Source organism: Vibrio sp. HDW18 (assembly GCF_011306175.1).
GTDB classification, from domain to species: domain Bacteria; phylum Pseudomonadota; class Gammaproteobacteria; order Enterobacterales; family Vibrionaceae; genus Vibrio; species Vibrio chanodichtyis.
Genome location: NZ_CP049913.1, coordinates 311,212 through 328,530 on the forward strand (window position 1 = coordinate 311,212; position 17,319 = coordinate 328,530).

The following is a 17,319-nucleotide window of genomic DNA, read 5'->3' on the forward strand; positions in this document are numbered from 1 at the left end:
GGATCGCGAATCACCTTAACAACCCTTGCATCAATTTGCCATAAAAATGTCTTACAAACCGACTATGCTCCTTCGGTTCTTTCCGATATTAGTAAAAAATTTCACCACTTGGGTTTATCTGCAGTAGATAACGATTTTCCGAGCAGGTCGCTCATCACATCGATAAATGGTGTACCAATCGATACAACAAAACCATAGACTCTACACTGCCCAATTTAATACTGGCCAACCATGCTGTGCACCTTGTGCTCGTAATTGTGGACACGGATTGACCAGATAAGTGAAATCTGCGTGTAGGCATAACGGCAGATCATTGATCGAATCGGTATAAAAATGAATGTGTTGATAGGTTTCACTCTGCTCAGAGAGCCACTGCTGCAAACGCAGCACTTTACCTTCACGATAACTGGCTACCCCGGCAATTTCCGAACTATAGCAACCTTGCCTTTCGACTAAATCAATTCCCAATGCATGCGCAATACCAAAATGCGCAGCCACCTCTTGCACTAAAAAAGAGACGGAAGCAGAAATGATCAGACAGGTGCTGCCCTGCAGCTTTAGCTGTGCCAACAATGTTCGAGCTTGAGCAAAATGCCGCGGTACAATCAACTGCGCAACGCACTCTTGTGCCCAAGCTTGTACGCTAGCAATCGGCACATTGGCTAACGGCTGCATGGCAAAAGTAATGTACTGTGCCATATCCATTTTACCTTGCGCATACAACGCCATACGTCGCCGATCTTCTGTCACAAAATTATGATCCGTCGCAATCCCTTTCTCGGCTAAAAAGGCATTCCAAATCATGGCACAATCCCCATCAATCAGGGTGTCATCCAAGTCAAACACATAGAGGGACTTACTCATTTGAGGCTCTCATCTATTAACATATTCTTGATTTAAACCAGTGACTGTAAATCGAGAATATGACGATTGATAGGTTGTCACACGAGCGAAATCACCACTTGAGATAAATATCGCTATCCAATCCTCAATGAATCAAATGAATTGTTAGCATCACAGTTCATCGAAATAGTAGTGAAATACGCAAGGTCACTTTGCCGTAGCACTGGTGGTCTGAACAATCACCACAACTACAGCAGATTAATTGAGGGGCATCTCATCACTGACCTGCGGTAAATCATGCGGTTCATTACTTGAAATGTCGCTACTCAACAACGGTGGATTGATCACTTGGTCACTGCTCGCGACTGTGTCGGTTTTTTCCAAAGGTGGAAAGCTTGCCCAACGAGTAGTGGCAACTAATACTAGAACCAAGCCAGCCACGGCAGTAGAGGAAATATGGATCACTTTATCTTGCCGCCAATTCTGTAACCACGCAGCAAGCCATAAGCTGGTACACAGCACCAGAATGATGGGTGTATGCCAGAGTGATTCACGGGTGGTCAGCAGCCAAGGGGCAGAGAGGAAAATCAGTAGTGTTTGCCAAGTAAAGACTTGTAACGAATGGCGACCAAGATAACTGAGCGGCTCATACACTAAAGCACTAGGGTATAAACGTATCACGGTGGCGATCAAATAAATCCATACACTTAGGCTTAATACGCGCAGCCAACCGAGTTCAGGCTTACTTGAAGCAGCATAAACCATCTGCTGAGTGATACCCAACGGTGTTAATAAGTCGCGATAAGCAGCAAAAATCACTAGTGCCGCAACAACACACAACCACATCAACCGAGGGGTAAACCAAGCTAAATCATCTTGTCGCTGGCGATAGCCCAATGCCGCACCAAAGAAAAACAGCAGTTGCCAAGCAAACGGGTCAAAATAACCAAATTCAGGAATGTAGGTGGGGGAAAGCGCTTGAAATAACGGTGTCAAAAGTGAGGCATTAATCCAACCGCTACTCGCCCATACACCGACACTAAATATCAACACCGCTTTGAGATAACCACGCCGAAATGCATAGAGTGCAAATGGAAACAACCACATATACATGATATACAGCGGCAAAATTTCCAGATATGCAGGCTTATTGAGCAGCAGGAAACTCATCAGTAAAGTCATTAAAGGCAAGGTAAGCAGGTTACTAAAACTGCCACCAAACACACTCACTTGCTCAGCAAAATAGACGCGACCGAATAAAAACCACAACATCGCGATAAACAGACCAATCAGATGATACTTATAAATAGTAAACGCCCGTCGCCATACTTTATTAGTCATTTCACGGTTAGAATACTCACTACGGCTATATACCATGCCAGCCAGTAACCCTGACATAAAAATAAACCCTTCCGCAGCCCCAAAGACTCCAATTGGCTCATGGGTAACACGTTGCAAGATGGTAGTACCACCGCTATACCAGATCAGATGGTTAAAAGTGATCAAGACCAACAATAATCCTCGAATACTGTCCAATGCGGGGATGCGTTTCATGGAAATCTCCCTGCAGTTTTAGTCCAGCAGATCGACTATCGACCAATACACTAACTAAAAATGCGGATAAGCAGTTGAATTAATATGATAATAGCAGGACTGTGACCATTTGTTGGGTTTGCCTCTTCCTGAGTGCGCAAATCCTTACACCACTGAATCAATTTGTAAATAGAATGTATCGAAAAAGCGGAAAGGTCGCACAGCTAGCGCATGATACAACTGCAATATTCATCGCGAAATGCCAGCGACTATCCCCAAACAACTTGGAGTTGCAGGTAGGCGGCAAGTGAGTGAGTCCCCATGAGCATAGGCAAACTATGTGATTGGGATGAACAAACCTAGCCAACACCGCTGCAGCTTCAAGTAGGAAGGGAATAACGAGTTGATCTAGGCCAAAATGATGACAATCATCTATGGGATTAGAATTAGGTGAAATGATAATGATGCGCAGATTAATAAAATACTTACACACCACAATCAAAAGCGTCGTTACTTATTAATCTTTATTGATTCTGTTTAAAGAAACGTTCGGCCTGAGCAAATAAACTATCACAGTGTTTTTTCTGTTGGATATACTCATCACTGCCTTGTGTCATAGACTCCAAGACAGCTTGAGCCTCATGGTACTCTTTGACCATAAATTCAAACTTAGCTTCATACGCAGCTTTTTTATTCTTATTAGGCGATCTCGCTCTCTTATTTTTCATAATTATACCTCTATAAAATCATTTAATAGGATTGAATTATCCGCCCCCAGAACTTATGGCAATGATAATAAAACAATCAATATTTATCTCTTAACGCCATCGAGAAACAAAAATAACACTTTATAAAACAACTTAATAATAAATAATATTGTTAGTCACATTAAAAATAACCGTCAAAACCATTTATAAAAACTTAATCATTTAGGATTATCAAATATTCATCAATCGTTAATAGCTAACAACAAAATAACATCCAACAAAACTATTGAACGACCTTTAATATATGCTCAATTAAAAATCAGCCACAACACAGAGCTAACAAAACTAGAAAATACAATTTTATAAAGTGTTCAAAATAAAAATCGAGGCTCACTATACACCGATAAAATGAAATAGATAGGTATTTTCTCGCTACTAGGGTGGTGGATGGAGATGGTCAGCGCTGGCAAAAAAGCCGAATAGAGAACCTCAAGTTGCTAGTGTTCAATGCCGATTGCTTAGAAAACCGTGTGATAGTATCAAGCCTACCCTTACCGCAAGCACAAATTAACATCTTGATGTTCATCCACCAATAAAAATAAAAAATAAAAAACTAGCTATTCTTAATGGTATCGGTATACTGCACCACAGCTCTTAAGAAGAGAGCTATTTATGTAATTTAAGATCAAAATTTCTCTCAAGTACTTCATCGATTACCTCGTTACGTTCCTGCGATAAAATATTCATCTCTAAATCATTGAGTAGCACTTCAGTTAGCTAAATTTTTCATTAAAAATCAATATAGAGGTATCTATGTCTGCTAAATTAACTGGTTCAGTAAAGTGGTTCAACGAAACTAAAGGCTTCGGTTTTCTTTCTCAAGACAACGGTGGCGATGATGTATTCGTACATTTCAACTCAATCGTTTCTACTGGTTTCAAAACCTTAGCTGAAGGCCAAAAAGTTTCGTTCATCGTTGAACAAGGCAAAAAAGGCTTACAAGCTGCGCAAGTTACTGCGCTATAAGAATTTTGTGGCACCATAATTATTTGGTGCCACACTTCTCTTCCTACCATTATTTCATTTATCGCTATTCATTTTGTACCCGTTTAGATTCGGTGCCCCTTGGCAACCAAAACGAAATCAATGTCGTCAGAGCTAAAAAAGCAAACGAAACCCACAAGCAAGCTGCCAATCCCGATCTTTGAAACACCCATCCAGACAAGATAGTGCCAATCAAACGCCCCATCGCATTCGCCATGTAATAGAAACCAACATCCAGTGACACTCCATCACTTTTGGCGTAGCGGACAATCAAATAAGAGTGCAGTGATGAATTGACAGCAAATACCGCACCAAAACTCAATAAGCCGACGATGATCACCATTTCTGGGTACCATTGCTGCTGAACGCTATACGCAATCCCGGCCGTCACTAATGACAGCAAGAAAGCCCACTTGATCGCCGCTTGACCATCCGGCACGTGGTTCGATTGACTGCCGGTGATCTTAGGGGCGATACCTTGCACAACACCGTAGCCTATCACCCATAAGGCCAAAAAACCGCCTACTGCGCTATGGCTCCAACCAAATACCGTAGCCAGATAGATCGGAAGCGCAATCACAAACCATACATCACGTGCACCAAACAAAAACAGACGCGCCGCAGATAATATATTCACACGAGCCGACTTAGAAAAAATTTCGGCAAACTTTGGCTTATTTTTCGCTTTGCCCAGATCCGATTTAAGGCTTAACACGCTGCCAATAAACACCAAAAGTAACACACCAGCCATAGCCGCAACCGCATACTGAAAACCGATCAAGGTAAGCAGCGCGCCACCGATGAAAAACCCCGCCCCTTTCAGGGCATTTTTCGAACCAGTGAGGATGGCGATCCATTGGTAAAGCGCACCTTGTGCATTATCCGGTACTAGGCTTTTAATCGCGCTTTTGGCACTCATCTTATTCAGATCTTTGGCAATCCCTGAGAGTGCTTGCGCCGTCATCACCCATGCAATCGACAACCAGCCAGCGGGAGCGGCAAGCATGATAAGCGCCATGATTTGCATACCAAGACCGATATTCATGGTGCGATTCAAACCAAGACGCGCCCCAAGCCATCCCCCCACCAAGTTAGTAACCACTCCAAAAAATTCGTAAAACAAAAACAGTGACGCAATTTGTAACGCGGAATAACCTAAATCGTAAAAATAGAGCACGACCAACATCCGTAGTGCGCCATCGGTAACCGTAAAATTCCAATAATTAAAGGTCACCAGCATATACTGGCGCACATTTTGATTGCATTGCGATAGCATAAATCACTCTTTTAGCAAAAGAGCCACCAAAGGCAGCTCTTAAAGGCAGTTATTGATTAACCTGTTTGATGTATTCAAGTTGCACCTCTTTGGTAAATGCGCCCGGCCTTAATGACTGCACTTGAGTGATAATCTCGGCCAGATCCCACCCTTTCTCCAACAATAAATGCGCGGCAAGTAAACCCGTACGACCCGAGCCTCCCATACAGTGCAAGGCAACTTTATCACCGTTAGCGAGCGCTTGATGTAACGCTGGAGAGATAGATTGCCAATCTGCTTGAAACCCAGCATCCGGCGCACAATCATCTTCAATGGGTGCATGGAACCATTGCAAACCCATTTGCTCAACCACTTGCGGCAAATCACCAACCCCTTTGGCCTGCATCTCTTGATGGCTTAAGGCTGTGACCACCACGACCACCCCTTGCGCTTTCAGTTGTTCAATACTTTCAACCAGCCCAAGTTGTTTAGTCCCCGGACAAGGGGTTAATACTAAAGCGGCATGATTATCTGCCACTGGCAGTTCCCATGTAGGGTGTGTCATTGTTCTGCTCCTTTATGCTAAACCGACTTTACGCACCAGATCGGCGCTAAGTATCTCTTCGCCGATTTACTTGCCCTGTTGTTTGCTCGGTCTCTGAAATACAACACGTTGGGCGAGATTGCATCTCAGATATACGCAGAATATCTGCCTGATATTCACGTTTAAGACAATCCGATTCAACCAAACCTTGGATCTGTTTTTTCATCCAGCCAGGCAATTGATCCGATAAACGATAAAAGACCCACTGTCCTTGACGGGTATCCACCACCACACCACTTACACGCAGCAACGCCAAATGACGTGAAATTTTCGGTTGGGTTTCATTAAGAGCGTGAGTTAACTCAGCAACACAGACTTTTTCTTCACGAGCGATCATCAATAAACAACGCACACGTGTTTCATCTGCCAGTAGCTTAAAAAACTGATGAGGAAACATATGATATGCCCACATGTGAATTACCATATATATTAAATTGACTATTTAGGTCTGTCTATCGCTAACATCAGATGTCATAGAAAATTCACAGGACAAAACATAGGGGACCAAAATGGCTTAACGTTGCTCATAACTAGGAAGAAAAGAGTGATCGGTAAAGGAGAATAAGACAAGTGCGAGATAGAGAGAAAAGAAAAACCCCTAGCAAGCTTTGACTTTGCTAGGGGTCGAAATAAATGGCACGCCCTACAGGATTCGAACCTGTGACCACATGCTTAGAAGGCACGTGCTCTATCCAACTGAGCTAAGGGCGCACTACAGGGTGAGGATTATACGAGTTAAACCGCCTAGATCAACGCCTTTATCTAACTTTCTGTTTCAAATGAGCAATATTTTACCACCTGGTCTTGAGTTGTTGAAAAACACCACAAGGCAAACGTTTGCTTCTGGATGTAATCAAAAATATCTGCCACAATGCGCACCAAAAATCTCGCCTCAATCTCTATAAGGAAAGTCATGACTGCTCAAAATATTGATGGAACGCTGATCTCGCAAACCGTGCGCTCAGAAGTTGCAGCCCGCGTTAAAGCCCGCATTCAAGCGGGATTGCGCGCTCCTGGCCTCGCAGTGGTATTGGTCGGCGAAGATCCCGCATCACAAGTTTATGTCGGCAGTAAGCGCCGTGCTTGCGAAGAAGTCGGCTTTATCTCTAAATCTTACGATCTCCCGACCAGCACTCATGAAACAGAATTATTGGCGCTGATCGATGAACTCAATCATGATCCACAGATCGATGGCATTTTGGTGCAACTTCCTTTACCAGCAGGCATTGATACCACCAAGGTACTGGAACGTATTGATCCTCAAAAAGATGTTGATGGCTTCCACCCGTACAATGTGGGTCGCTTAGCACAGCGGATCCCCAAACTTCGCTCTTGCACCCCAAAAGGCATTATCACGCTGCTGGAGCGCTACCATATTCCACTGCATGGTAAACATGCGGTGATTGTTGGTGCCTCTAATATTGTCGGCCGCCCAATGACGCTTGAGCTACTGTTAGCCGGCTGTACCACCACCACTTGTCATCGTTTTACTCAAGATCTTGAAAGTCACGTACGTCAAGCCGATCTTTTAGTGGTAGCGGTCGGTAAAGCGAACTTTATTCCCGGTGCGTGGATTAAACCCGGTGCGGTCGTGATCGATGTTGGTATCAACCGTCTTGCGAACGGCAAATTAGTTGGCGATGTGGAATATGAGGTTGCACGCAGCCATGCCAGTTTCATTACTCCAGTTCCAGGCGGCGTTGGCCCAATGACAGTGGCCAGTTTGATTGAGAATACCTTACTCGCGTGCGAACAATTCCATACCGATGATTAAAAAATTATTGCGACACGAATAATTGAGCGTTAGCAGTGACTATAGCTGGCATTCTAGTGAAGAACTTCAAGAATGCCAGCTCATGTTTAAAACTTAATCCGATCAGCTAAATGGCTCACCGCAAGCGCGAAGTAATGTGAACGGTTCCATTTCATCAGCACATGGTAGTTGTTGTAGACCAGATAAATACGCCCCGCTTCATCATCCGGCATGATCAACCAAGCTTGAATATCGTCAGTCAGTTTGGGCAATGGCTTACCATCATAACGCGTCACTCCGAGCTTGCTCCACTGCTGCAAAGTTTTGCCTTTTTCAGGCTGACGACCTTCTAGGTTACGGTCAAAACCTTGCGGAATTTTTACTTGACGTCCCCAGGTATATTTATCATCCCAACCGGATTGACTGAGATAGTTGGCGGTGGACGCAAATACGTCCGAGCGGGTGCCCCAAATATCTTTTTTGCCATCGCCATTACCGTCGGCGGCAAAATTCAAAAATGAGCTAGGCATAAATTGACACTGCCCCATCGCTCCCGCCCAAGAGCCTTTCATCGCGGCGGGATCAATATGACCTTGTTCGAGGATCTGCAATGCTGCCATGGTTTCTTTGCGGAAAAACTCTTCACGACGACCTTCATAAGCCAGTGTTGATAAAGCATCAATCACCTTAAAATTACCGGTTAATGCACCGAAATTACTCTCAACCCCCACAATGCGACAATAAAACGCGGTTGCACACCGTACTGCTGGCCAATCTTCTGCAGTTCTGCATAGTGCTTTTGATACAAAGCCTGAGCCTGTTTTACTTTCCACTCAGGCACTGCCCGTGGAATGTACTCATCCAAGGTGAGTTTTTTTTCAGGTTGATTTTTATCAGCAACCACCGCACGAGGTCGATATTCAACATCACTAAACGCTTGTTGGATAATGCGTTCGGAAATACCTTGTTGCCGAGCTTGCTGTTTTAAGCTTTCGATATAACGTTCAAAACTAACTTCGGTGCTGACTTCACTGGCGTGTAGTGGTGCTGACAAAGCCAAGCCCAATACTATCGATAATAATTTTTTCAAGATGCCCTCCTTGAGCGATCTTTAATCAAGTATTTGAGTGCGCTTGGCGCTCCTTATATTGCTCAAGTATATTTTCCGCAGGAGGCGGTAATTGTAGGAAGAATCCCTGAGTCTGCAGTGACTGCTTGACGTTCTCCACACTCACCTGCGCAAGTTGACGCTGCTCTAAATTCACCAGCATCACAAAGATAGGTTTACCAAACATCTGCCGTAAGGTGTCAGGAACCTGTGAAAAATCGTCCCGTTTGGGAATATACAGATAAGCGCCTTCTTTTTTGGCACTTTTATAAATCGAACAAAGCATGACAAACCTTTTGATTAGATGTGCGCCCGATTAGGGCCTTTGATCTTAAATTCAATTAACTTTGACCAAAGTTGATGCCAAATCACTTATTTCACCGCAAGATAACTTGCCGTGTTTTAGCACTGAATATAACATGACAGCCCTGTTCCCAGCCAATGCTCTCTCTGCAAAGCATAGAGTTTCTTGAGGTCAACCTGACGATGTCGAAAACCCCTGACCTGAAAGGTAGTAGCTTTACTTTGTCGGTATTACACCTTTCAGACCACCAAATTGCACACACGGTACAATTTTTGCGAGAAAAGGTCGCGCAAGCTCCGGCTTTTTTTGCTAATGCGCCAGTGGTGATTAATGTGGCAAAAGTCACCGCAGATCTGGATTATCCGGCTTTAAAACAAGGCATCACTCACGCAGGCTTAATTCCAGTCGGTATTACTGGGTGTAAAGATAAACGCAGCCAAAATCTAGCCGCTGCGGCAGGCTTTGCGGTGATGAGTGCCACCAACTCTGCCATTCAAGCTCCGATTGAGCTAACCCCAACCAAAGTGGTCAGTACGCCGGTGCGCTCAGGGCAACAGATCTACGCCAAAGATAGCGACTTAGTGATTTTAAGCCATGTCAGTGCGGGAGCAGAAGTGATTGCCGATGGCTCAATCCATATTTACGGAACCTTACGTGGCCGAGCAATTGCAGGAGCCAGTGGGCAAACCGCAGCACGAATTATTTGTCATGATTTGCAAGCAGAACTGATTTCGATTGCTGGTCATTATTGGCTAAGCGATCAAATTGAGGGTCAGTTTTGGCAACAGAGAGTGATGCTCAGTATGACTGACGAGTCACTTCACCTCGAAACGCTCACGATTTAAGATTTAAGATTGAAAGGAAACCATAACATGTCACGTATTATTGTCGTCACGTCAGGAAAAGGCGGGGTTGGCAAAACCACCTCCAGTGCTGCAATTGCTTCTGGTCTCGCGCTGCGAGGCAAAAAAACCGCAGTGATCGATTTTGATATCGGTCTGCGCAATCTCGATTTGATCATGGGCTGTGAGCGCCGAGTGGTGTATGACTTTGTCAATGTCATCAACGGTGAAGCCACCCTAAATCAGGCGTTAATTAAAGATAAACGCAATGAAAATTTATTCATTTTGCCCGCTTCGCAGACCCGTGATAAAGATGCGCTGACCAAAGATGGCGTACAACGTGTGCTCAATGAACTTAAGGAGATGGCGTTTGATTTCATCATTTGCGACTCCCCTGCGGGTATTGAGCAAGGCGCTTTGATGGCTCTTTATTATGCTGACGAAGCGATTGTCACCACCAATCCAGAAGTCTCATCGGTACGCGATTCTGACCGTATCCTCGGCATTCTCGATTCTAAGTCTTTGCGGGCCGAACAAGGTCAAGCGGCGATTAAGCAACACCTACTGCTCACTCGCTACAATCCAACTCGGGTAACTCAGGGTGAAATGCTCAGCGTACAAGATGTTGAAGAGATCCTGCATGTACCACTACTCGGGGTGATCCCAGAGAGCCAAGCGGTACTGAATGCCTCTAATAAAGGGGTGCCAGTTATTTTTGATGAGCAATCCGATGCCGGTCAAGCGTACCAAGATACCGTGACACGCCTACTCGGTGAACAAGTTGAATTTCGTTTTCTAACTGAAGCGAAGAAAGGTATTTTCAAACGCTTATTTGGAGGCTAATCCGATGTCATTGCTGGAATTTTTCCGCCCACAGAAGAAAACTTCGGCCTGCGTTGCCAAAGAGCGTTTGCAGATCATTGTTGCCGAACGTCGTAGCCAAGATGATCCTGCGCCTAGCTACTTACCACAGCTAAAAGCGGATATTTTGCAAGTGATTGCCAAATATGTCGCGGTTGACCCTTCAATGGTCGAACTCTCTTTTGAGCATAAGGACGATGATATTTCAGTCCTTGAACTCAACGTTACCTTACCTGATGATGAAAAATAGCTGATTTATAAAGACCCTCAACATTGAGGGTTTTTTTTAACTATACTGAAACCACTTGGCGTAGCAGCTTGACCTGTCAGTGAGTACCGCGACTCGGTTGCGACGACGGTAAGTAGGCATAAAATAAAGATTTATTATCTATTGGGAATATTTGAGTTTTATTCGGTTAGAACAAACACAACTTGTCGCTAAAATGACCCGCGTTTAACTTAAACTTAACAGCGTAAGTTCATAGTGACGTCGGTTCATCGCGACTAAGTTGATGATGGTCAACATTTATTAATCAAGGATTTATGATGAAAAAAAGTATTTTTGCTCTAAGTGCACTGGCTATCCTTCTGGTTGGATGTGATAACCAACCAGCCAAAGTGGAAGTCGAACCGGTGGTTGACGTGGCTGAACCTGCGGAGCAGTCAATGACGGAATCTGCAACCGAAGCGATTGATGCGGCGCATAATGCACAAAATAGCCTTGACTGGGCTGGTAGCTATCAAGGAACTTTACCTTGTGCAGATTGTGGAGGCATTGAAACCGAGCTGACCCTTAACGAAGATGGCACCTATAAGCTGAGTGAAAACTATCTCGATAAAGAAGGCCAGCCTTTAGTATCACAAGGCACTTTTGCATGGGATGAAACAGGCAGTATCGTGATCCTACGATCTGGCGAACAAACTGGCAGACAATATCTGGTCGGCGAAAATACTCTTACTCATCTGGATATGCATGGCCAACAAATTGATGGCGACCTTGCTGGATTCTATGTGCTTAACCGACAATAAGCATCACGCTAACGCTTGATCATTGAGCACAAAAAACGCGCCACATCTGTTGGCGCGTTTTGTTTTTAACCCAGTTTATTGCGCATTTTTAGCCGCAAAAGCCGCTAATTGCTCTGCGGTCGCGGGCGGCTGATGATTGGTTTTCCATTCATCGTAAGTCATACCATACACCCGCTCACGCGCATCATCGATACTCAACGCTAACCCCTGCTTATCCGCCTCTGCCGCGTACCATTTACACAGGCAGTTACGGCAAAAACCGGCCAGAATCATTAAATCGATATTCTGCACATCTTTATGTTGATCAAGGTGTTGCAACAGTTGACGAAAAACCGCTGCATCCAGTTGATCTTGCTCGCTTTGGCTAAGTTGTTGATGTTTGAATTGTGCCACGTTGATCTCCTTGCGCTACTTTACAGACCTGCGAGTATATACCCAATGCACCACTATTGCAGTGAGTGCAGCCATCTCACTCTGCTCATAAAAAAACACCCAGCGATGCTGGGTGCGTTACACAAGCTTAATGGTGGCAGATTAACCTTGGATACCAACGATCAACCAAGGCGCATTTGGCTCAGTTAAATCGCGCTCTAAGTGCCATACATCATCAATATTCTCTTCAATCCCTTCTACCGCATCGCGATAACGGCCACTAAACTGTAGGCTTAAATGGGCGCGGTTAGCATCGTAATCGGCACGCACAATTTCTGCATCCACATACATCACATCAGTATGTTGTTCACCAGGGTAGTTTGCGCGCTCCGCTTTAAGATCTTCAAACAAGCTTGGCGATACATATTCACGAATAGTCTCAAGCTGGTTATGGTTCCATGCCCCTTGCAAAATACGGTAATGCTCACGCGCCCCATTCACAAAGGCAACCCGATCAAAACCAGTTGGGTAGTTGTGAGGAACTTCGCTTTGCGCATCGCTGCCAAAACCGCCAGACACCGTTTGAGGCTGTTCAAAGTTGTGTACATTCGATTGCTCAAATGGGGTACGCTGCATACCGCCAAAAGCCGGTTGTGGTTGAGACTGATTCATGCTGCCCTGCTTAGAGGCCAACAACCCACGCATCAATTTAAAGATCACGAAAGCAATTAGCCCCATGATCAGGATATCCATAAACTGGATACCTTCAAATGCACCACCAAAGAATGCGGCCAGTAAACCACCAGCCAGCAAGCCGCCGAGCAAACCGCCCATCAAGCCTTTTTTGGCTGAACCAGCAGGATTGGTGGCATCTTTTTTTAAAGTATCGTTTCTTTGTTGCTGCTGTTTCGGTGCCGGAGCGGTTTTGTAACTCTTGTTACCAAACGATTTACCACCGCCGAACTTTTTGGCCTCAGCAATCGGGGTTACCGCAACCGAAACCATGATTAACGCAATAAGCGAAAACAAACGTTTCATACACTTCCTTAGGGATCGATGTTATGGGGCTTTGAGCTTATCTATCTTTACTGGGTCACTATAGCCAGTTCATCTCACGATGGAAATGTTTTGCATTTATCGACATGTATCAGAATATTGCAAATCGATTCGTTGACGCTAGTTAAGGGGATGATTAGACTATCGAACATTGTTCATTATTGAATCCACATCATGGCAAGACGAAACGATCACACCCGAGAAGAGCTGGTGGCTCTCACCCTAGAGAGCGTCAAACAGTTTCTCGATACGCACTCCTATCATGAACTGAGCTTGCGTAAGGTCGCCACGATGATTGGCTATGTACCAAGCACATTGGTTAACGTGTTTGGTAACTACAACCTACTGCTGCTGCATGTGGTCGCGCAAACCTTAGATGAACTGGCACAGCAAGCACAACAAGCGCTCAAATCTACCCCCTATCCGAAAGACGCCCTCTATCAACTGGCTTATTGCTACCATAATTTTGCCAAGCATAACCCTTATCGTTGGCAACTGATTTTTGAACACAATATGAATGGTGAGGCGCTGCCTGAATGGCAAGCACAACGCATCGATAATATGACCAATATGTTAGAAGAATTATTGCGAGTGTTAGCGCCATTGCGTTCCGAGCAAGAAGTACTGCAAGCCAGCCGAGTGCTTTGGGCCGGAGTACACGGCATCACCATGCTGAGTGTGGATGATAAATTTTTTGCTAATCAACCGATGGATGGCCGTGCGTTGATTGATAATCTGCTCAATCACTATCTCGCTAACTGGTAATGCTTGACACACTATGGCTAATTTAACCAGCGCGCTCTTAACTGATCGCCGTTTCTTACCCTATTTCATCACGCAGTTTCTTGGCGCATTTAACGACAATATTTTCAAAAATGTATTGTTACTGCTGGTCGCGTTTGCTGGCACGCAAGCCTTACCGATCTCCAGTGATCTGTTTATCAATCTGGCCGCTGGGTTATTTATTTTGCCGTTTTTTCTATTTTCCGCCAGCGCAGGGGTTCTGGCCGATAAGCTAGAAAAATCACGCTATATTCGTCAGGTCAAATTGCTGGAAATTGCGATTATGCTCGGTGGTGCGATTGGCTTGGTGACGCAAAACTATCTCATCTTATTGTTACTGCTGTTTTTAATGGGCACTCAATCGGCCTTTTTTGGCCCGGTCAAATACGCATTGCTGCCCCAGCATTTACGCGCCGAAGAGTTAGTTCCGGGCAATGCTTTGGTTGAAACCGGCACCTTTCTCGCTATCTTACTCGGTACGGTAGGCGCAGGTATTCTCGCCTCTGCGGAGCAAGCCCGCTATTTAGCCGCAGCCGCGATTGTGCTGTTTGCGCTACTCGGTTATCTGGCCAGCCGCAGCATTCCACTGGCACCAGCCAGTGCGCCTGATCTCGATTTTCGCTGGCAACCACTGACCCATACCAAACAAACCCTGCAGATAGCTCAGCGTGATCGCGCCATTTTTCAAGCCATTATGGCCATCAGTTGGTTTTGGTTACTCGGAGCAGTTTATCTAACCCAATTCCCGAATTTCACTCGCCTCTATTTGCACGGCAATGAAGCGGCGGTCTCTTTCCTGCTGGCTTTATTCTCGATTGGGATTGCGCTGGGTTCACTGGCTTGCGATAAGCTTTCTGGACATCGTATTGAATTGGGCATCGTGCCGCTCGGTAGTTTGGGCATGAGCCTGTTTGGCTACCTGATGGCGAGCGCAATCCCAAACAATCTTCCGCACTTTACCACCTTGAGTGATTTTGTGGCTTATGCCGGATTATGGCCAATTTTTACTTATCTGCTATTGATTGGCGTGTGCGGTGGGATCTTTATCGTCCCCTTATATGCCATGCTGCAACAACGGGCCAAAGCGACCGAGCGAGCGCAAATTATTGCGGCGTTAAATATCTATAACTCGCTGTTTATGGTCGGCAGTGCGCTGCTCGGTGTAGTCTGCCTTTCGATATTGGCACTGACTATTCCACAACTGTTTGCTTTACTTGCCGTAGCTAATAGCATGGTGGCGTTGGCCATGTTGCGCCAACTACCGATTATTAGTGTGCGCTTTTTGCTGTGGATTGCCTCGCATGTTCTGTATCGCGTACGTTATAAAAATATGCAGGTGATCCCCGAGCAAGGTGGCGCACTGTTGGTATGTAACCATGTCAGTTATTTAGATGCCCTGCTGTTGAGTGCCGCTTGTCCGCGCTTAATCCGCTTTGTGATGCAAGAAGAGTACGCGAATTGGCCACTCCTCAAACGGTTTTTAAACCGCGCAGGGGTGATCCCTATTTCAGCCAATAATCGTGCTTCATTGCGAGGTGCTTTCAATCAAATCGAACAGGCGCTCACTACTGGCCAGTTGGTGTGCATTTTCCCAGAAGGCCATTTAAGCGCAGATGGCGAAATTCGCCCCTTTATGCGCGGTTTAGATCTGATAGTGCAACGTAGCCCAGCGCCAGTGATCCCGTTAGCCATCAAAGGGGTATGGGGAAGCTATTTCAGCCGTTATAAAGGCCGAGCCTGCCAAGGCGTGCCGCGTCGCTTCCGCGCGCGCTTAGAAATTGAAGCGGGAGAACCCGTAGCTCCGCAGCAAGCAACTGCCGCGAAGATGCAACAACTGGTTGCCGAGTTACGCGGTGATTGGCGTTAAGTATCCAGTGACGTAGCTTTAACACTCAGCACTCGGTTATCTTCAACCATAAGCACTTCAAAGCGCCATTGTTGACAATCAATCATCTCACCTTGCTCAGGCAAACGTCCCAAATGCCAAGTAAGTAAGCCATTGAGGGTATGTAGCCCTTTATCTTCGCCCTCAATGTGCACTAAATCGAGCCGATTTTTTAATTCACTGATCGGAATCAATCCATCAAATATCCATCCATTTTCTTGCGGCGTAGCCCATCGGTAAGTGGGGTCATTGGATAATTCACCAGCAATCGCTTCCAAAATATCGTGCAGAGTCACCAAGCCTTGAATATAACCATATTCATCGACAATAAACGCCATTTCGATACCAGACTCGCGGAAATAGCTTAGCAAACGAAGGCCACGCATAGATTCAGGAATATATACCGGCGTTTGGCATAAGCTCAAAACGACTTGCGCACTCAATTGATCGGCTTGTTTTAATAAGACTTTAGCTGACAGCGTGCCGACAATTTGGTCGATATTGCCTTGGCATATTGGAAAGGTACTGTGTTTGATCGAACGGAGACTGTGAGTGAGCTGCTCGACTGGTTGATCAATATCGATGAAGGCAATCTTACCTCGTGGCGTCATCATTGAACTGACCAAGCGATCATCTAACTGCAGAATATTACGTATCATCTCCTGCTCACCTTGCTCTATCACACCAGATTCAGAACCTTCACGTACAATGGCATGGATATCATCTTCGGTGACAAGGTCATGTTGATGTTTTTGTCCGAGCAATTTCAGCACAACTTCTGTCGACCAAGAGAGCAATATCACAAATGGACGCGTTAATTTTGACAGCCAATAAATCGGCCATGCGACTAATACGGCAATATTTTCTGCCTGAGATTGAGCAAAACGTTTGGGAACCAGCTCTCCAACTACAATCGCAAAATAAGTCATCCCAATGATCACGATTGTGGTAGAAAATACATTAGCTTGATCGGCCTGTATGCCCCAGAGCACCATCTGTTGTGCTAAAGGCACCGATAATACCGCTTCTCCAACAATGCCACTCAATAAACCAATCGCCGTAATACCAATTTGAATGGTTGATAAAAAACGGGTTGGCGTGTGTTTAAGATCAAGGGCAATTTTAGCCGCTGGATGTTTTTCCGCTAACCGTTTCAATCGATTGGTCTTTGCTGCGACCAAAGCAATTTCTGACATGGCAAACAGGCCATTTAATACAATCAATCCAATCAAAAATAGTATCTGCATCGCTAGTTACTTCCTTGTACGCCACCATTTTCTCGCCATCACGCTAGCCCCTAGCATAAAAATTTATCCGTTCAGCAAGCAACGATACTCTCT

General features: G+C 45.2%; 18 protein-coding genes, 1 tRNA gene and 1 pseudogene. 8 read left to right on the plus strand and 12 right to left on the minus strand.

Annotated elements, in window-relative coordinates:
* Nucleotides 1-201 precede the first annotated feature (201 nt).
* From G7083_RS01385 to G7083_RS01395, 3 genes are all read right to left on the minus strand, one after another.
* The gene (locus tag G7083_RS01385; protein ID WP_166013232.1) at nt 202-864 is read right to left on the minus strand and encodes an HAD-IB family hydrolase; all 663 of its coding nucleotides are present in this window, start codon (nt 862-864) and stop codon (nt 202-204) included.
* Between the two features lie 237 nt (nt 865-1,101).
* Nucleotides 1,102-2,397 carry an OpgC domain-containing protein gene (opgC, locus tag G7083_RS01390; protein WP_166013233.1) on the minus strand — a complete coding sequence of 432 codons (1,296 nt, stop codon included), beginning with the start codon at nt 2,395-2,397 and terminating at the stop codon, nt 1,102-1,104.
* Nucleotides 2,398-2,900: 503 nt separating this feature from the next.
* Complete coding sequence (locus tag G7083_RS01395) at nt 2,901-3,104, minus strand: hypothetical protein (RefSeq protein WP_166013234.1); 204 nt, start codon at nt 3,102-3,104, stop codon at nt 2,901-2,903.
* Between the two features lie 792 nt (nt 3,105-3,896).
* On the opposite strand from G7083_RS01395, the gene G7083_RS01400 reads away from it, so the two are divergent.
* Complete coding sequence (locus G7083_RS01400) at nt 3,897-4,109, plus strand: cold-shock protein (protein WP_166013235.1); 213 nt, start codon at nt 3,897-3,899, stop codon at nt 4,107-4,109.
* Nucleotides 4,110-4,173: 64 nt separating this feature from the next.
* On the opposite strand, the gene arsJ is transcribed toward G7083_RS01400, so the two are convergent.
* The 4 genes from arsJ to G7083_RS01420 form a co-directional block, all read right to left on the minus strand.
* The gene (arsJ, locus tag G7083_RS01405; RefSeq protein ID WP_166013236.1) at nt 4,174-5,403 is read right to left on the minus strand and encodes an organoarsenical effux MFS transporter ArsJ; all 1,230 of its coding nucleotides are present in this window, start codon (nt 5,401-5,403) and stop codon (nt 4,174-4,176) included.
* A 49-nt stretch (nt 5,404-5,452) separates the two neighbouring features.
* Entirely contained in the window at nt 5,453-5,947 is a 495-nt protein-coding gene (locus tag G7083_RS01410) for a cyclin-dependent kinase inhibitor 3 family protein (protein ID WP_166013237.1), read from the minus strand.
* 46 nt (nt 5,948-5,993) lie between these two features.
* Complete coding sequence (locus G7083_RS01415; protein WP_166014968.1) at nt 5,994-6,383, minus strand: metalloregulator ArsR/SmtB family transcription factor; 390 nt, start codon at nt 6,381-6,383, stop codon at nt 5,994-5,996.
* A 237-nt stretch (nt 6,384-6,620) separates the two neighbouring features.
* A tRNA-Arg gene (locus G7083_RS01420) sits at nt 6,621-6,697 on the minus strand.
* 202 nt (nt 6,698-6,899) lie between these two features.
* On the opposite strand from G7083_RS01420, the gene folD reads away from it, so the two are divergent.
* On the plus strand, nt 6,900-7,760 hold the full coding sequence (folD, locus tag G7083_RS01425) for a bifunctional methylenetetrahydrofolate dehydrogenase/methenyltetrahydrofolate cyclohydrolase FolD (RefSeq protein ID WP_166013238.1): 861 nt from the start codon (nt 6,900-6,902) through the stop codon (nt 7,758-7,760).
* Between the two features lie 86 nt (nt 7,761-7,846).
* Here folD and G7083_RS01430 read toward each other — a convergent pair.
* Together G7083_RS01430 and G7083_RS01435 are read right to left on the minus strand one after the other, a co-directional pair.
* A pseudogene (locus G7083_RS01430) lies at nt 7,847-8,829 on the minus strand (lytic murein transglycosylase).
* 25 nt (nt 8,830-8,854) lie between these two features.
* Nucleotides 8,855-9,133 (minus strand): YcgL domain-containing protein, encoded by a 279-nt coding sequence (locus G7083_RS01435; RefSeq protein ID WP_166013239.1) that lies wholly within the window; start codon nt 9,131-9,133, stop codon nt 8,855-8,857.
* Nucleotides 9,134-9,333: 200 nt separating this feature from the next.
* Between G7083_RS01435 and minC the strand changes: the two genes are divergently transcribed.
* The 4 genes from minC (at nt 9,334) to G7083_RS01455 (ending at nt 11,883) form a co-directional block, all read left to right on the plus strand.
* Entirely contained in the window at nt 9,334-9,996 is a 663-nt protein-coding gene (minC, locus tag G7083_RS01440) for a septum site-determining protein MinC (RefSeq protein ID WP_166013240.1), read from the plus strand.
* A gap of 27 nt (nt 9,997-10,023) precedes the next feature.
* Nucleotides 10,024-10,836 (plus strand): septum site-determining protein MinD, encoded by an 813-nt coding sequence (minD, locus tag G7083_RS01445; RefSeq protein ID WP_166013241.1) that lies wholly within the window; start codon nt 10,024-10,026, stop codon nt 10,834-10,836.
* Nucleotides 10,837-10,840: 4 nt separating this feature from the next.
* The gene (gene minE / locus G7083_RS01450) at nt 10,841-11,104 is read left to right on the plus strand and encodes a cell division topological specificity factor MinE (protein ID WP_166013242.1); all 264 of its coding nucleotides are present in this window, start codon (nt 10,841-10,843) and stop codon (nt 11,102-11,104) included.
* Nucleotides 11,105-11,397: 293 nt separating this feature from the next.
* Nucleotides 11,398-11,883, plus strand: coding sequence for a copper resistance protein NlpE N-terminal domain-containing protein (locus G7083_RS01455; protein ID WP_206212101.1), 486 nt, complete (start codon nt 11,398-11,400; stop codon nt 11,881-11,883).
* A gap of 75 nt (nt 11,884-11,958) precedes the next feature.
* Here G7083_RS01455 and G7083_RS01460 read toward each other — a convergent pair whose 3' ends face one another.
* Complete coding sequence (locus G7083_RS01460) at nt 11,959-12,276, minus strand: DUF1244 domain-containing protein (RefSeq protein ID WP_166013244.1); 318 nt, start codon at nt 12,274-12,276, stop codon at nt 11,959-11,961.
* Between the two features lie 141 nt (nt 12,277-12,417).
* Nucleotides 12,418-13,293: a Tim44 domain-containing protein gene (locus G7083_RS01465; RefSeq protein WP_166013245.1), complete on the minus strand. Its 876-nt coding sequence runs from the start codon at nt 13,291-13,293 to the stop codon at nt 12,418-12,420.
* Between the two features lie 192 nt (nt 13,294-13,485).
* On the opposite strand from G7083_RS01465, the gene G7083_RS01470 reads away from it, so the two are divergent.
* The gene (locus G7083_RS01470; RefSeq protein ID WP_166013246.1) at nt 13,486-14,076 is read left to right on the plus strand and encodes a TetR-like C-terminal domain-containing protein; all 591 of its coding nucleotides are present in this window, start codon (nt 13,486-13,488) and stop codon (nt 14,074-14,076) included.
* A 13-nt stretch (nt 14,077-14,089) separates the two neighbouring features.
* The gene (locus G7083_RS01475) at nt 14,090-15,961 is read left to right on the plus strand and encodes an MFS transporter (protein WP_166013247.1); all 1,872 of its coding nucleotides are present in this window, start codon (nt 14,090-14,092) and stop codon (nt 15,959-15,961) included.
* Here G7083_RS01475 and G7083_RS01480 read toward each other — a convergent pair.
* Nucleotides 15,958-17,226, minus strand: coding sequence for a hemolysin family protein (locus G7083_RS01480; RefSeq protein ID WP_166013248.1), 1,269 nt, complete (start codon nt 17,224-17,226; stop codon nt 15,958-15,960). The genes G7083_RS01475 and G7083_RS01480 overlap by 4 nt on opposite strands.
* Nucleotides 17,227-17,319 lie beyond the last annotated feature (93 nt).

What these genes read in the sequence shown, in the direction of transcription:
- G7083_RS01400 (WP_166013235.1), top strand. Translation starts at nt 3,897, where the DNA reads ATGTCTGCTAAATTAACTGGTTCAGTAAAGTGGTTCAACGAAACTAAA.
- opgC (WP_166013233.1), bottom strand. Translation starts at nt 2,397, where the DNA reads ATGAAACGCATCCCCGCATTGGACAGTATTCGAGGATTATTGTTGGTC.
- G7083_RS01465 (WP_166013245.1), bottom strand. Translation starts at nt 13,293, where the DNA reads ATGAAACGTTTGTTTTCGCTTATTGCGTTAATCATGGTTTCGGTTGCG.
- G7083_RS01475 (WP_166013247.1), top strand. Translation starts at nt 14,090, where the DNA reads ATGGCTAATTTAACCAGCGCGCTCTTAACTGATCGCCGTTTCTTACCC.
- G7083_RS01470 (WP_166013246.1), top strand. Translation starts at nt 13,486, where the DNA reads ATGGCAAGACGAAACGATCACACCCGAGAAGAGCTGGTGGCTCTCACC.
- folD (WP_166013238.1), top strand. Translation starts at nt 6,900, where the DNA reads ATGACTGCTCAAAATATTGATGGAACGCTGATCTCGCAAACCGTGCGC.
- G7083_RS01410 (WP_166013237.1), bottom strand. Translation starts at nt 5,947, where the DNA reads ATGACACACCCTACATGGGAACTGCCAGTGGCAGATAATCATGCCGCT.
- arsJ (WP_166013236.1), bottom strand. Translation starts at nt 5,403, where the DNA reads ATGCTATCGCAATGCAATCAAAATGTGCGCCAGTATATGCTGGTGACC.
- minD (WP_166013241.1), top strand. Translation starts at nt 10,024, where the DNA reads ATGTCACGTATTATTGTCGTCACGTCAGGAAAAGGCGGGGTTGGCAAA.
- G7083_RS01385 (WP_166013232.1), bottom strand. Translation starts at nt 864, where the DNA reads ATGAGTAAGTCCCTCTATGTGTTTGACTTGGATGACACCCTGATTGAT.
- G7083_RS01480 (WP_166013248.1), bottom strand. Translation starts at nt 17,226, where the DNA reads ATGCAGATACTATTTTTGATTGGATTGATTGTATTAAATGGCCTGTTT.
- G7083_RS01455 (WP_206212101.1), top strand. Translation starts at nt 11,398, where the DNA reads ATGATGAAAAAAAGTATTTTTGCTCTAAGTGCACTGGCTATCCTTCTG.
- G7083_RS01435 (WP_166013239.1), bottom strand. Translation starts at nt 9,133, where the DNA reads ATGCTTTGTTCGATTTATAAAAGTGCCAAAAAAGAAGGCGCTTATCTG.
- G7083_RS01395 (WP_166013234.1), bottom strand. Translation starts at nt 3,104, where the DNA reads ATGAAAAATAAGAGAGCGAGATCGCCTAATAAGAATAAAAAAGCTGCG.
- minE (WP_166013242.1), top strand. Translation starts at nt 10,841, where the DNA reads ATGTCATTGCTGGAATTTTTCCGCCCACAGAAGAAAACTTCGGCCTGC.
- minC (WP_166013240.1), top strand. Translation starts at nt 9,334, where the DNA reads ATGTCGAAAACCCCTGACCTGAAAGGTAGTAGCTTTACTTTGTCGGTA.
- G7083_RS01415 (WP_166014968.1), bottom strand. Translation starts at nt 6,383, where the DNA reads ATGTTTCCTCATCAGTTTTTTAAGCTACTGGCAGATGAAACACGTGTG.